This is a genomic window from Streptomyces sp. NPDC006925 (assembly GCF_042869575.1).
Classification (GTDB): domain Bacteria; phylum Actinomycetota; class Actinomycetes; order Streptomycetales; family Streptomycetaceae; genus Streptomyces.
In genome coordinates, this window is sequence record NZ_JBIAGB010000001.1 from 61,080 (window position 1) to 74,065 (window position 12,986).

Annotated in this window: 10 protein-coding genes; 3 read left to right on the forward strand and 7 right to left on the reverse strand. The window is 73.0% G+C overall.

Annotation, left to right across the window (positions count from 1 at the left end):
• Positions 1 to 186 precede the first annotated feature (186 nt).
• Positions 187 to 636, reverse strand: coding sequence for a YrdB family protein (locus tag ACFYNS_RS00335; protein WP_388599747.1), 450 nt, complete (start codon positions 634 to 636; stop codon positions 187 to 189).
• A 176-nt stretch (positions 637 to 812) separates the two neighbouring features.
• The gene (locus tag ACFYNS_RS00340) at positions 813 to 1,058 is read right to left on the reverse strand and encodes a hypothetical protein (protein WP_388599749.1); all 246 of its coding nucleotides are present in this window, start codon (positions 1,056 to 1,058) and stop codon (positions 813 to 815) included.
• A 207-nt stretch (positions 1,059 to 1,265) separates the two neighbouring features.
• Here ACFYNS_RS00340 and ACFYNS_RS00345 point away from each other — a divergent pair, with 207 nt between their 5' ends.
• Positions 1,266 to 2,819, forward strand: a complete 1,554-nt coding sequence (locus ACFYNS_RS00345; protein ID WP_388599752.1) for a phytoene desaturase family protein — start codon at positions 1,266 to 1,268, stop codon at positions 2,817 to 2,819.
• Positions 2,820 to 2,930: 111 nt separating this feature from the next.
• On the opposite strand, the gene ACFYNS_RS00350 is transcribed toward ACFYNS_RS00345, so the two are convergent.
• From ACFYNS_RS00350 to ACFYNS_RS00370, 5 genes are all read right to left on the reverse strand, one after another.
• A complete protein-coding gene (locus ACFYNS_RS00350; protein WP_360298242.1) occupies positions 2,931 to 3,488 on the reverse strand; it encodes a DinB family protein in 558 nt (185 codons plus the stop codon).
• A gap of 278 nt (positions 3,489 to 3,766) precedes the next feature.
• On the reverse strand, positions 3,767 to 4,270 hold the full coding sequence (locus ACFYNS_RS00355) for a nucleoside deaminase (RefSeq protein ID WP_360298239.1): 504 nt from the start codon (positions 4,268 to 4,270) through the stop codon (positions 3,767 to 3,769).
• Between the two features lie 782 nt (positions 4,271 to 5,052).
• Positions 5,053 to 5,862 (reverse strand): xanthine dehydrogenase accessory protein XdhC, encoded by an 810-nt coding sequence (gene xdhC / locus ACFYNS_RS00360; protein WP_360298236.1) that lies wholly within the window; start codon positions 5,860 to 5,862, stop codon positions 5,053 to 5,055.
• Position 5,863: 1 nt separating this feature from the next.
• Positions 5,864 to 8,275, reverse strand: coding sequence for a xanthine dehydrogenase molybdopterin binding subunit (gene xdhB, locus ACFYNS_RS00365; protein ID WP_360298233.1), 2,412 nt, complete (start codon positions 8,273 to 8,275; stop codon positions 5,864 to 5,866).
• A complete protein-coding gene (locus ACFYNS_RS00370) occupies positions 8,272 to 9,756 on the reverse strand; it encodes an FAD binding domain-containing protein (protein WP_360298231.1) in 1,485 nt (494 codons plus the stop codon). The genes xdhB and ACFYNS_RS00370 overlap by 4 nt, the downstream gene beginning before the upstream one ends.
• A gap of 490 nt (positions 9,757 to 10,246) precedes the next feature.
• On the opposite strand from ACFYNS_RS00370, the gene ACFYNS_RS00375 reads away from it, so the two are divergent.
• Both ACFYNS_RS00375 and ACFYNS_RS00380 read left to right on the forward strand, forming a co-directional pair.
• A complete protein-coding gene (locus ACFYNS_RS00375) occupies positions 10,247 to 12,133 on the forward strand; it encodes an NAD-binding protein (RefSeq protein ID WP_360298250.1) in 1,887 nt (628 codons plus the stop codon).
• A 104-nt stretch (positions 12,134 to 12,237) separates the two neighbouring features.
• Positions 12,238 to 12,915, forward strand: a complete 678-nt coding sequence (locus ACFYNS_RS00380) for a 1,4-alpha-glucan branching protein (RefSeq protein WP_388599758.1) — start codon at positions 12,238 to 12,240, stop codon at positions 12,913 to 12,915.
• Positions 12,916 to 12,986 lie beyond the last annotated feature (71 nt).

Consider the following 12,986-nt stretch of genomic DNA (forward strand, 5'->3'; position numbering starts at 1 on the left):
CGCTCGCTCATCTGCCGGACGCCGGCCTCCCGCGGGCGGCATGCGCCGCAGTCACCGGCCCCGGATTCGCCCGTCGCGACGGTGGCGCATGCCCGAACCGGAGGGTGCACGGCCGCTGTTCGGGCCGGACGACGCGGCACCGGATCCCTGCGGGTGCGCATGCCGGTCCGGTCCCTGCTCCACACCTCAGCCATCGGCCGCCGGCGGGGCAGCCGCACCCACTCCCCCGGCGGGCGCGGCCTCCGGCCTGCGGAACGCCTCCGCGACCGCTGTGTTCGCCACGACGGCGACCGCCATGGCCGCGGCGGCGACCGGGTGCCGCACTCCGTACAGGGCGGCTGCTCCGCTGCCGAGCACCACCGCCTTCACCGCGAGCACAGCGGGCAGCCGCGGGCGCAGTCGCGCCTTCGGCGCGGCGAACAAGGCCCACAGCACCACCGCCACCAGTGGTGCGCCGATCCCCAGCAGCACTCGAAGGGCCGCATGACCACCGACGGTGAAACCCCACCAGCTCAGGCACCCGAGGGCGGCGAGTTCGAGGAGGAACGCCAGGACTTCATTGGCGGCGTACCAGCGCCGCCCGTCGGGCACGCCTCCGGGCCCACGGGGTATCGGGGAGTCGGTCGGTCCCGGCATGGAGTCCTCCCGGTGGGGCCGGACTACCGGCGCGCGGAGACGTGGCGTGGGACGCACGGAGGCACCGGCGTGCCGGGGTCCGCGCGCGATCGCGGTCAGCGTACTGCACTGCGGCCTGCCCGGTGTGTCCCCGCACGGTCGCACCGCCGGAGCCTGGTCGCCCTGCGGAGCGGCCGCTACCCGCGCTCGTCCGGGAGCTCGTTCCGGCGGAGCCGGGCGCGTGCCGTCAGCGTGGTGCACACCATGACGAGCGCGAGCACGCACTGGGACACGACGTAGCGAACAGGTTCGCCCGTGAGCACACCGCCGATACCCAGCGCGACTCCGACGACCGCCAGCACGGGGCAGGCCCGGACGAGGAACTTGTCGAGGGAGCGGAGCCACGGACGGCTCTCCAGAGGCGTCACTGATCTGTTCTCCATGGCTGCCGAGTACCCCGGGCAGCCGTCCTCAACAGCCCCCGTACACGCGTGGATACAGCACGGCCTCCCGGTCGCGCCCCGGCCGAGGCGCAATCGCCCCGGCACCGTCGGCACAGGGTGTCGGGTGCGACGGCCCGGCGCGGCCGTCGCCCGCGTGCGGCGCGCGGGATCTGCCCGGCCCCCGCTCCCCCGTGCTAGGAAGAGCGCATGCCCGCACACGAGCGATACGACGCCGTCATCGTCGGCGGCGGCCACAACGGTCTGGTCGCCGCCGCCTACCTGGCCCGGGCGGGCCGCAGCGTGCTGGTGCTGGAGCGGCTGGGCAGCACCGGCGGGGCCGCCGTCTCCTCGCGCCCCTTCGCCGGGTTGGAAGCCCGCCTGTCCCGCTACTCGTACCTGGTGAGCCTGCTTCCGCAGAAGATCGTCCGGGATCTGGGGCTGGAGCTGGCGCTCCGGAAGCGGGCGGTCTCCTCGTACACTCCGGTCCGGCGGGACGGCCGCGCCACGGGTCTGCTCGTGGACGACCGCGCCGACGCGACGCGGCAGTCGTTCCAGCGGCTCACCGGAGGCACCGCCGAGTACCGCGCGTGGGAGGACTTCTACGGCATGACCCGACGCGTCGCCGAGCGCGTCTTCCCCACCCTGACCGAGCCGCTGCCCGCCCGGGAGGAGCTACGCCGCCGGGTGGACGACGACACCGCGTGGCGCACGCTGTTCGAGGAGCCGCTCGGTGCCGCCGTCGAGGCGTACTTCGGCGACGACCTGGTGCGGGGCGTCGTCCTCACGGACGCGCTCATCGGTACCTTCGCGGAAGCTCACGACCCGTCCCTGAAGCAGAACCGGTGCTTCCTCTACCACGTGATCGGCAACGGCACCGGCGACTGGGACGTCCCCGTCGGCGGCATGGGGCAGGTCACGGACGCGCTGGCCGCAGCAGCGCGGTCGGCGGGCGCGGAGCTCGCCACCGGCCACCAGGTGACCGGCATCGAGACCGACGGCCACCGGCAGGCCGAGGTCGCGTACCGGACAGCTGAGGCGTACGGCACCGTCGCGGCCGGTCACGTCCTGGTGGGCGCCTCGCCCCACGAGCTGGCCGCGCTGCTGGGCGAGGACCCGCCGGCAGCCGCCGAGGGCGCCCAGCTCAAGGTCAACATGTTGCTGAAGCGGCTTCCGAAGCTCCGCGATCCCGCCGTCGATCCGCGGCAGGCTTTCGCCGGGACGTTCCACATCGCCGAGGGCTACGAGCAGTTGGCCACCGCGTACACCGAAGCCTCCGAGGGCCGGCTGCCCTCCGCTCCGCCGTCCGAGATCTACTGCCACTCCCTCACGGATCCCAGCATCCTGGGACCGGAGCTGGCCGAACGGGAATACCACACCCTCACCCTCTTCGGGCTGCACACCCCGGCCCGCCTCTTCGCCTCCGACAACGACGCGGTGCGCGAGAGGCTGCTGGCCTCGACCCTGGCCCAGCTCGACGGCCACCTGGCCGAGCCGCTCGCCGACTGCCTGGCCGAGGACACCGACGGCCGGCCCTGCATCGAGGCGAAGACGCCGCTCGACCTGGAACGCGACCTGCGGCTCCCCGGCGGCAACATCTTCCATCGCGACCTCGCCTTCCCGCACGCGCAGGAGGGCACCGGCCGCTGGGGAGTGGAGACGGGGCACGCCAATGTCCTGCTCTGCGGTGCGGGCGCCGTGCGCGGCGGCGGTGTCAGCGGCATCCCGGGCCACAACGCCGCCATGGCCGTACTGGGTTACTGACAGGGCGGTTGCCCCTGCGGCGCTCCGCGCGATCCGGGCGCCACTCCCGCGCGGTGGACCGGCGGCGCACCGCCGCGCCCTGAAGGGCGCGGGGCTGCTCCCGGTCCGCCGTCACTGGCCCACCCTGCCGTCGACGCGCTCGCGCAGGAAGTCGGCGTGTCCGCAGTGCCGCGCGTACTCCTCGATCCGGTGCACGAGCAGCTCCCGGATCGCGATGCCGTCCTCGCCCACCCGCTCGCCCAGGTCCGGGTAGCCGGCCAGGGCTGCGTCCGTCTCGGCCTGCTCGCGCTCCAGATCGCGGTACGCGGCGTCGGCGACGGACTGCTCGGGCACGGCACCCTCGAAGTCGGCGTCCCGTTCGCCGTACAGCTTCGGCAGCGGATCGCCGCGGCCGAGCCAGTTGCGCCAGTCGCGTTCCACCTCGGCGAGGTGGCGGAGCAGCCCGAGGAGCGACATCGTGGACGGCGGCACCGACCGGCGGGCCAGCTGTTCCGCGTCCAGACCCTCGCACTTCAGCAGCAGGGTCGTGCGGTAGTTCGTCAGGCAGTCCTGCAGCGCCCCGAGTTCCCCCTCCGGAGCCGGTCCGTCGTTGCGGGGATCGTCCTCGGGATCGGCCCACATGTCCGGGTAGACGGTCGCCTTGGTCCAGCGTGCGTTTCGCTCACTCATGCGTGGCATGGTCGTGCGTGCCGTCCGAACCCGCCACCGGGTTTCCGCCGCGGGAGGGTGGCGGACGGCGGCCGCTCCCGCGGCGGTGCCCCGGGCAGCGGAACCCCGCCCGTCCGGTCGGGCGCGGTCGCCGTCCGGAAGTCCGGGAGTCCGGAAGCAGGCCGGGGCCGGTGGTTCGGGCCGCCGTGCCGGCCGCCTCCGCGGCGGGACGCGGCGCACCGTGCCGCGGTGCGCGTGCGCCCGCGCAGGAGACGTCCGGCCCGCTGACGGGCTGCGGGTCAGTAGGCGATGCGGTCGGCCTTGCCGATCCAGGCGTCGAACGGCTGGGTGCGGTGGGGCAGGTCGAGGTGCTCCACGGCCATCGGCCACGATTCCTGCGGCCGCTTCTCGAACAGGTCGTAGAACTTGCGGTCGTCGAAACCCGCCACGGCGGCGTCGTGGCGGTCGGCGGAGAAGATGAGCCGGTCGACGCGCGCCCACAGCGCGGAGGACAGGCACATCGGGCAGGGCTCGCAGGACGTGACCAGGGTGCAGCCTTCCAGGCTGAAGGTGTCGAGTTCCTTGCAGGCCGCGCGGATGGCGCTGACCTCCGCGTGCGCGGTGGGGTCGAGGCTGGAGGTGACCTGGTTGTTGCCGAGGGCGACGATGTCGCCGTCCTTGGCTATCAGGGCACCGAAGGGGCCGCCGCCGTTGTGGACGCTGGTGGTGGCGAGCTGTACGGCCCGCTCCATCCAGGCGCGCTCGAGTTCACGGTTGCCGGTCTCTGCGATGCGGGTGGTCATGGGTGTTCCTTCGGGTGTGGGTGGGCGGGTGGGGGTGCCCCGGGTTCGGTGGGCGGACGGCCGGGAAGGGCGGCGGCCCCGGGCTGTGCGGAGTCGGGGCCGTGGGGGTGCCGGTGGGTCCGGGCCGGTTCAGGACGACGTGCGGACGGCGGGAATTCCGCCCTGCCGCGTCGGACTCGAGACCGTGCGGATACACGTACCGGCACTTCCCCCGCGCACTACCTTTTCTCTCTTTCGAACGCCGGGGAAAACGGAGACGAGAATTGGAGAATCGCGAACGGATCAGCGGCGTCGGCTTGCTTTCCGAGCGCGTCGTCCTCGGGCCGTATCAGCCGGCCCTCTTCTCCGGAAAGGCGGAAGGCAGCGGAGTCACTGTGGTGACCGAAGCAATACCCATGCCGGTGGGGCACGCTGGATTCTGCACGCCATGCAACCGTCCCTCGCTCCGTCGCATCTTCTGCGAGAATTAGACAGCCCGCCGGTCAAGATCGGCCAGGGAGCGAAGGACCAAACAATGGGCGGCGTCGGCCCGGCGATTCGTAGGGTCCTACAAGAGCCGGTCGCACGCCGTGACCCCGCCGTTGCTTCCGGCAGCAGGCGGCGCTGGAGCCGAGCCGCACCCGCGCCGGCCCGCACGGCCGGGACGGCTTGCGCCGCGGCAGCCGGGCGGAGTCGTGACGGGCCTCCACGGGCGTGCGGGGGTGCCACCGCGCGGACCCCGGCCCTGGCGGTTCGTACGAGCGCATCGGGCCGGGGCCGCCCCTGTCGGCCCGGGCGGAGAGTCAGCTCTCCTGGGTCTCGAAGGTGCGCAGCACATCGGCCGCGACGCTCACGGCGATGGTCGCGGGAGTCTTGCCGGTGATGTCGGCCAGCCCGATCGGAGTCTTGATCCGGTCGATGGCCGCGTCGTCGTGGCCGCCCTCGGTGGCCAGGCGCTTGCGGAACCGTGTCCACTTGGCCGCCGACCCGATCAGCCCGATGGGACCCAGATGTCTCGCCCGCAGCGCCGCGTCGCACAGCGCGGCGTCCTCGGCGTGATCATGAGTCATGATCAGCACGTGGGTGCCGTGCGGCAACTCCGCCAGCACCTCCTCGGGCAGCAGCGGCGTGTGGTGCACGTGCACCTGCGCCACCGCGTCGGACAGCACGGCCAACCGCTCCTCGGCGAGGATCTCGGCGCGGCTGTCGACCAGATGCAGGTCCAGGTCCTGACGCGCCAGGATGCGGGCCAGTTCCAGCCCGACGTGCCCCACGCCGAAGACCGCCACCGCCCGCACCACCGGAAGCGGTTCCAGCAGCACCGAGACCGTGCCGCCGCAGCACTGCACGCCGTGCTCGTTGGTCACCTTGTCGTTCAGCGCGAATTCCATCAGCTCCGGCTCCGGCTCGGACGCGGCGATCAGCTCGCGGGCCCGGTCGATCGCTACGGCTTCCACGTTGCCGCCACCGATCGAACCCCACGCCCCGCTCCGCCCCACGACGAGTTTGGCGCCGGCGTCGCGCGGCGCATGGCCGCGCGCGGCCGCGACGGTCACCAGCACACCGGGCTCCCGGCGTGCCCGCAACCGCGCGACCGCGGCGATCCACGTCATGTCAGGCACCGCTCAGCGCTTCCGCGCCGGTGCGCGCCGGTTCGGCTGCTGCTGCGGGCAGCTCGCCGTGCCGGGAGGCAGCGCCCCGGCGGGCTTCCTGGATCGCCCAGTAGACCGCCTCCGGCGTCGCGGGCGAAGCCAGCTCCACGCTGACCCCGTTCGGCCCGAACGCGGCAGCGGCCTGCCGCAGGGCTTCCCGGACCGAGAACGCCAGCATCAGCGGGGGCTCCCCCACCGCCTTGGACCCGTAGACGGCGCCCTCCTCGGTGGCGTTCTCCAGCAGCCTGACGTTGAACTCCTCGGGCATCTCCGAGAAGCTCGGCAGCTTGTAGGTGCTCGCGGCCTGGGTCAGCAGCCGGCCGCGGTTCGGCCCGTCGCTCACGTCCCAGCGCAGGTCCTCGAGGGTCAGCCAGCCGGCGCCCTGCACGAACCCGCCCTCGACCTGGCCGATGTCGATCAGCGGCGAGAGGCTGTCGCCGACATCGTGCACGATGTCCACCCGCCGCACCCGGTATGCGCCGGTGAAGCCGTCGACCTCCACCTCGGTGGCCGCCGCACCGATGGCGAAGTACTTGAACGGCGAGCCCCGGAACGACTTCGCGTCCCAGTGCAGCCCCTCGGTCCGGTAGAAGCCGGACGCCGACAGCTGGACCCGCTGGAAGTAGGCGGTGCGCACCAGATCGTCCCAGGCAAGCTCCGCGTCGCTGCCCAGGGCGCGCGCGACGCCCTCGACGATGCGCACGTCCGAGGCGTTGGCGCCGAGCTGGGAGGCGGCCACCTGCAGCAGCCGCTCGCGCAGCTGCTCGCAGGCGTTCTTGACCGCGCCGCCGTTCAGGTCGGCGCCGGAACTCGCGGCGGTGGCCGAGGTGTTGGGCACCTTGTCGGTACGCGTGGGCGCCAGCCGCACCTTGTGCAGCGGGATGCCCAGCGTGGTCGCGGCCACCTGCAGCATCTTGGTGTGCAGGCCCTGGCCCATCTCGGTGCCGCCGTGGTTGATCAGGACCGAGCCGTCCTTGTAGACCAGCACCAGCGCGCCGCCCTGGTTGAAGGCGGTGAGGTTGAAGGAGATACCGAACTTCACGCCGGTGACCGCGAGGGCCCGCTTGGTATGCGGGTGCGCGGCGTTGAAGGCCGCGATCTCGCGCCTGCGGTCGGCGAGGCCGGCGTCGTCCTGCACCTGCCGCCAGACGGCGGAGATCCGTTCGGGCTGGGTGACCGGCTGTCCGTACGGCGTCGTCTGGCCCTGGCCCGGCTGGTAGAAATTGCGCTCCCGCAGCTCCATGGGGTCGATTCCGAGCAGTGGCGCGCACCGGCCGAGGATGTCCTCCATCACCAGCATGCCCTGCGGTCCGCCGAAGCCGCGGAAGGCGGTGTTGGAGACGGTGTGGGTCCTGGCGATGCGGCCGGCGACCCGCGCGTTGGGGATCCAGCAGGTGTTGTCGATGTGGCACAGCGCGCGGGCCAGCACCGGCTCCGACAGGTCCAGGCTCCAGCCGCCGTCCGCGGTCAACGTGGCGTCCAGGGCCTGGATGCGGCCGTCCACGTCGAAGCCGATCCTCCAGCGGGCATGGAAGCCGTGCCGCTTGCCTGACATGGTCAGGTCCTGGGTCCGGTTGAAGCGGAACCGCACCGGCCGGCCGGTCAGCTTGGCGCCGAGCGCGGCGACGGCCGCGAAACCGTGCGGCTGCATCTCCTTGCCGCCGAAGCCGCCGCCCATCCGCAGGCACTGCACCGTCACCTCGTGGCTGGCCACGCCCAGTACGTGCGCGACGATCTCCTGGGTCTCCGAGGGGTGCTGGGTGCTGCTCTGGACGAACACCTGCCCGTTCTCGTCGATCTGGGCCAGTGCGGCGTGCGTCTCCAGGTAGAAGTGCTCCTGGCCGGCGAACTGGAACTCGCCGCTGAAGACGTGCGCGGAGTCGGCGAAGCCCGCCTCGATGTCGCCCTGCACCATCACGGGCCGGGCGCCGTGGTAGCTGTCGGCCGCGATCGCGTCCTGCAGCGTGATGAGGGAGGGCTGTTCGTCGAGTTCGACCTCCACCGCCGCCGCGCCGAGCCGCGCCGCCTCCAGGGTCTCGCCCAGCACCCAGGCGACGGCGTGACCGTGGAACATGACCTCGTCGGGGAAGAGCGGCTCGTCGTGCTTCATCCCGGCGTCGTTGACGCCGGGCACATCGGCGCCGGTCAGCACTCGCACCACGCCGGGCACCTCGAGCGCGGGCCCGGTGCGCAGCGCGGTCACCCGGCCGTGGGCCTTCATCACCTGGACCGGGTAGGCGTGCAGGACGTCCTTGGTGCGGTGCACCAGGTCGTCGGTGTAGAGCGCGGTGCCGGTGACGTGCAGACCGGCGGCCTCGTGCGGCATGGGGACGCCGACGACGGGCTTCTCGGGGCGCTGGGACAGCTGGCTCATGACGGCACCGCCTCGGTGGTTTGCGCGTACAGCTTCAGCAGGCTCTGGCCGAGCATCGCCGAGCGGTAGTCGGCGCTGGCCCGGTGGTCGTTCATCGGCGTGCCCTGGACCCGTAGGATCTCGGCCGCGGCCTCGACGGTCCCGGCCGTCCACGGCTCGCCCTCCAGGGCCTCTTCGACGGCGAGGGCCCGGACCGGGGTGGCGGCCACGCCGCCCAGGCCGATGCGTGCCTTGCGCACGACTCCGTCCTCGACGTCGAGCGCGAAGGCGACCGCCACGCTGGAGATGTCATCGAAGCGCCGCTTGGCGATCTTGTGGAAGCCCACGAGCGGCGACAGCGGGAGCGGGAGGCGCACGGCGCGGATCAGTTCGCCGGGACGGCGCACGCTCTGCCGGTAGCCGGTGAAGTAGTCCGCCAGCGGCACCTCGCGCTCGCCGTCGGCGTCCGCGAGCACCAGCGACGCCTCCAGCGCGAGCAGCACGGGCGGACTGTCCCCGATGGGCGAGCCGGTGCCCAGGTTGCCGCCGAGCGTGGCGCCGTTGCGGATGAGCCGGGAGGCGAACTGCGGGAACAGTTCTGCCAGCAGCGGCACCGCGCCGTCCAGGCGGCGTTCGATCTCGGTGAGCGTCAGGGCTGCCCCGATCTCGACGGTGTCGGATCCGAGATGCAGCTCCCGCAGTTCCGGAAGCCGGTCGACGGCGACGACGCAGTCGGCGCGGCGGGAGCGGATGTTGACCTCCACCCCCCAGTCGGTGGAGCCGGCGACGACCACCGCGTCGGGCCGCTCGCGCAGCAACTGCAGTGTTTCGGCCAGGGTGTTCCTGCGCAGCAGTACCGCATCGCCCTGGGCGTACTCGGTGGCGACCGGCGCGGGCGCCGGCTGCTCGCGCCGCTGGGCCAGCGGGTCCTCGGCGGTGGGCGTGCCGACGGCGAACGCGGCATCGCGGATCGGACGGTATCCGGTGCAGCGGCACAGGTTGCCGCTCAGCGCGTGCAGGTCGAAGCCGTTGGGGCCGTGTTCGGCGTCGGCCGTGCCGTGCCCGGCCTCGCCGCTCTCGGCCGGTTCGGTGTGCGCGCAGCGGTCCGGCCGGTAGTACTCGGCGGCCATGCTGCAGACGAATCCCGGTGTGCAGTAGCCGCATTGGGAGCCGCCGCGGACCGCCATCTCCTCCTGCACCGGGTGCAGGGCGGGCGGCGTGCCGGGCGCACCGGCGGTGGCGAGGCCTTCCGAGGTGACGATCTCCTGGCCGTCGAGCGAAGCTGCCGGGACCAGGCAGGCGTTGACCGCCACCCAGTCGGTGGGCTTGTCCACCCCGGTCCGGGCCACCAGGACCGAGCAGGCGCCGCATTCGCCCTCGGCGCAGCCCTCCTTGGTGCCGGTGAGGCCGCGCTCGCGGAGGAAGTCCAGCACCGTGGCGTGGGGAGATGCCGGTGCGATGGGGGTTTCTTTCCCGTTGACCGTGATCCGTGCCGCTACCATGACGTGCCTCCGTTCCGGGCCGGGGCAGGTCGGTTCATCTTGTTCGCCAATTTCAGGCAGCTTTCTGTGTTTCGGATACGCAGCAGAAGAGGAGCGAGCGCATGACGGCACGCGTCGGCGGCGTGCCGGAGAATGGTGGAGAAAGATGCGAAACCGTGCCACGGAGGGCACGTCGGAGCGGCTTTTGTCAGCAGCCGTGCGCGACCCGGCCCGGCACCCAGACGGTGCGGCGGGCGAGGCGGCTCAGATCGGAGTAGATACGCATACTCGGGCCGCCTCCTTTCGGTGTCATGAATCCACTTCGAGCGTAAATTAGTGGCTGCGCCCACCGGGGTCAAGAGGTGGCGGGGCCGCCACCGTCCTCCGGGGCCCGGCACCGCGGTCGCTCTCGGCCGCTCCGACGCGATGTGCGCCAGGAGCTGTGACAGGGCACGCTACGCAGGTGCCCACACTGCCCGATCAGTTCGACCCCGACCGCTTCGCCGGACACATGATCGTCTGCGGCGACGACGCACTGGCGCATCGTCTGGCGACCGAGCTCCGCGACGTCTACCGAGCCCGCGTCACACTCGTCCTTCCCGGCGGCGCGCCTGCCGGGGGCCCGGGCCTCTCCGCTCCCCGCCAGGGCCGGGCCGCCGCGCTGCTGGGACGGGTCTCGGCGGCCGTCACCGGCGGGCCGCCCGCGCCCGGGGCGGATCCGCACCGGCTGGAGGCCGAGGCGCTCACCCAGGAGGTACTGGAGTCGGCAGGTGTGGCCGGGGCCGCCGCCCTGGCCCTCGTCCACGACGACGACGAGACGAACATCCACGCCGCCCTGGCGGCCCGCAGGCTCAATCCAGGGCTGCGGCTGGTGATCCGGCTCTACAACCGCAGGCTCGGCCAGCACCTGGAGCAGCTCCTCGACCAGGCTGCTCAGGTGGCTCTGCCGGACCTGGACGCCGCCACCGCCGACGCGTCCACCACTGTGCTCTCCGACGCCGACACCGCCGCTCCGGCGCTGGCGGCCACGGCGATCGCGGGCACCAGCAAGATCGTCCATGCCGATGGGCTGCTGCTGCGGGCGGCGGAGCGCACTCCGTCCGGCCGCGGGGGCACCGACCCGGGGCTGTGCACGCTCGCGCTGCTCTCGGCGACGGTCAACGACCCGGGAGGCGAGGAGGGCTCGGACAGCAGCGGGACGGCCGGTCCCCGGCTGCTCCCCGACCCGCAGGCGGTCTCGGCCGCCACCGGTCGCGGCACGATCGTCCTCGAGGCGGTGGCCCGGAACCGGCCCGCACCGCCGTCCGGACGCCCGGCCGGCCGGGGCCGGCCGCTCTCGGAGTTCTTCTCCCGCAGGCTGCGCTGGTCCGTCGCCGTCACCGGGCTGGCCGTGTGCGCCCTGGCGCTCGTCTCCTGGGTGATCACCGGCGGTCATCTGCTCCACGCCGCCTACGTCACGTTGCTCGACCTGTTCGCCATCAACGACCCCGCGCTCGGCGAGAGCGCCGGGCGGCAGGTGCTGCAGCTGCTGACCGGGCTCGTGGGCCTGGCGCTGCTGCCGCTCCTGGTCGCGGGCGCGCTGGAGGCGCTGGGGGCGTTCCGCAGTGCCTCCGCCCTGCGCCGCCCGCCGCGCGGGCTGTCGGGTCATGTCGTGCTGCTCGGGCTCGGCAAGGTCGGTACCCGGGTGCTGGCCCAGTTGCGCGATCTCGACATCCCGGTCGTCTGCGTGGAGGAGAGCCTGGAGGCGCGCGGAGTGGCCCTGGCCCGGCGCCTGCGGGTGCCGACCGTGATCGGCGACGTCACCCAGGAGGGCGTCCTGGAGGCCGCCAAGACCCATCGGGCCCACTCGCTGCTCGCTCTGACCAGCTCCGACACCACCAACCTGGAGGCAGCCCTGTACGCCCGTACGGTCAAGGCGGACCTGCGGGTGGCGCTGCGGCTGTACGACGACGACTTCGCGGCCGCCGTGTTCCGGACCCTGCGTGCCACCCATCCGCACGCACTGACCCGCAGCCGCAGCGTCTCGCACCTGGCCGCGCCCGCCTTCGCCGGTGCGATGATGGGCCGTCAGATCCTCGGTGCGATACCGGTGGAGCGCAGGGTGCTGGTCTTCGCGGCGCTCACGGTCGCCGGCCATCCGCAACTGGAGGGCCATACCGTCGAAGCGGCCTTCCGGCCCGGCGCCTGGCGGGTCCTCGCCCTGGACACCACGGAACCGGCCGAGCGGCGCCCCGATCTCGGCGTCCCTCGCCCGGCCGACGGGGAGCAGCGCCCGACCGGCCTGGTCTGGGACCTCCGGCCGGACTACGTCCTGCGCCCCGAGGACCGGGTCGTGGTGGCCGCGACCCGGCAGGGCCTGGCCGAACTCCAGCCGCAGCCGCCCACCGCCGTGCACTGAACGGCACCGAGCCGTCCGGTACCGGGTGACCGGTGCGGGCCGCGTCCCGGTCCGGTGGCGGGGCTGGCAGGATACGGGCCGGATCCGAACGGAAGGCACCGGTCATGGCGATCATCCATCACACCACGCTGAGCCCGACCAAGCTGGAGCTGCTCACCCGGTGGCTCCCGTCCCGGCCGTGGTTCCGCGCGGGTGTGGGCGCGGGCGGGGAGCAGCCCGCTCTCGTCAAGGCGGGGGGCTTCCGGCTGGAGGATCCCTCCGGCGAGGTGGGCATCGAGTTCCTGGCGGTCACGGACAGCGCCGCGAGTGATCCCGTCACCTATCAGACCCCGATGACCTACCGGGCAGCACCGCTCGCCGGTGCGGAGGACGCGCTCATCGGCACGCTGGAGCACGGCGTGCTGGGCAAGCGCTGGGTCTACGACGCGGCCTGTGATCCGGTGGCGGTGGCACAGCTGTACGCGCTGCTCACCGGGCGGGCCGAGGCCCAGGCGCAGAGCGAGAGCGACACCCCGGACCGCACCGTCGGGGTGCGTGCGGCCACCGGCGTGCCCCTCGAGGACGCCGGTACGGGTGCGGTGATCCACGGGACGCGCTCCACCGACGTCGATCTCGTCCTCCCCGTCGGGGGGCTGCTGTGGCTCCGGTTCCTGCGCGTACCGACAGCCCACGACGTGCCGGAGACGACCGAATCCGCTGCTCACGTCACCGTCGGGTGGACGGCTTCCGACGGCCGGCCGCGGCACGGGCTGTGGTGCGCGTTGATGGACTCCCGCGAGTGATCCTTCCCGGCGACCGGCCCGCGGGCTCGCCGCCGACGAGGCGAGACCGTCACTCCGTGTGCACCGTGCGG

What these genes read in the sequence shown, in the direction of transcription:
- ACFYNS_RS00335 (WP_388599747.1), bottom strand. Translation starts at nt 636, where the DNA reads ATGCCGGGACCGACCGACTCCCCGATACCCCGTGGGCCCGGAGGCGTG.
- ACFYNS_RS00340 (WP_388599749.1), bottom strand. Translation starts at nt 1,058, where the DNA reads ATGGAGAACAGATCAGTGACGCCTCTGGAGAGCCGTCCGTGGCTCCGC.
- ACFYNS_RS00345 (WP_388599752.1), top strand. Translation starts at nt 1,266, where the DNA reads ATGCCCGCACACGAGCGATACGACGCCGTCATCGTCGGCGGCGGCCAC.
- ACFYNS_RS00350 (WP_360298242.1), bottom strand. Translation starts at nt 3,488, where the DNA reads ATGAGTGAGCGAAACGCACGCTGGACCAAGGCGACCGTCTACCCGGAC.
- ACFYNS_RS00355 (WP_360298239.1), bottom strand. Translation starts at nt 4,270, where the DNA reads ATGACCACCCGCATCGCAGAGACCGGCAACCGTGAACTCGAGCGCGCC.
- xdhC (WP_360298236.1), bottom strand. Translation starts at nt 5,862, where the DNA reads ATGACGTGGATCGCCGCGGTCGCGCGGTTGCGGGCACGCCGGGAGCCC.
- xdhB (WP_360298233.1), bottom strand. Translation starts at nt 8,275, where the DNA reads ATGAGCCAGCTGTCCCAGCGCCCCGAGAAGCCCGTCGTCGGCGTCCCC.
- ACFYNS_RS00370 (WP_360298231.1), bottom strand. Translation starts at nt 9,756, where the DNA reads ATGGTAGCGGCACGGATCACGGTCAACGGGAAAGAAACCCCCATCGCA.
- ACFYNS_RS00375 (WP_360298250.1), top strand. Translation starts at nt 10,247, where the DNA reads ATGATCGTCTGCGGCGACGACGCACTGGCGCATCGTCTGGCGACCGAG.
- ACFYNS_RS00380 (WP_388599758.1), top strand. Translation starts at nt 12,238, where the DNA reads ATGGCGATCATCCATCACACCACGCTGAGCCCGACCAAGCTGGAGCTG.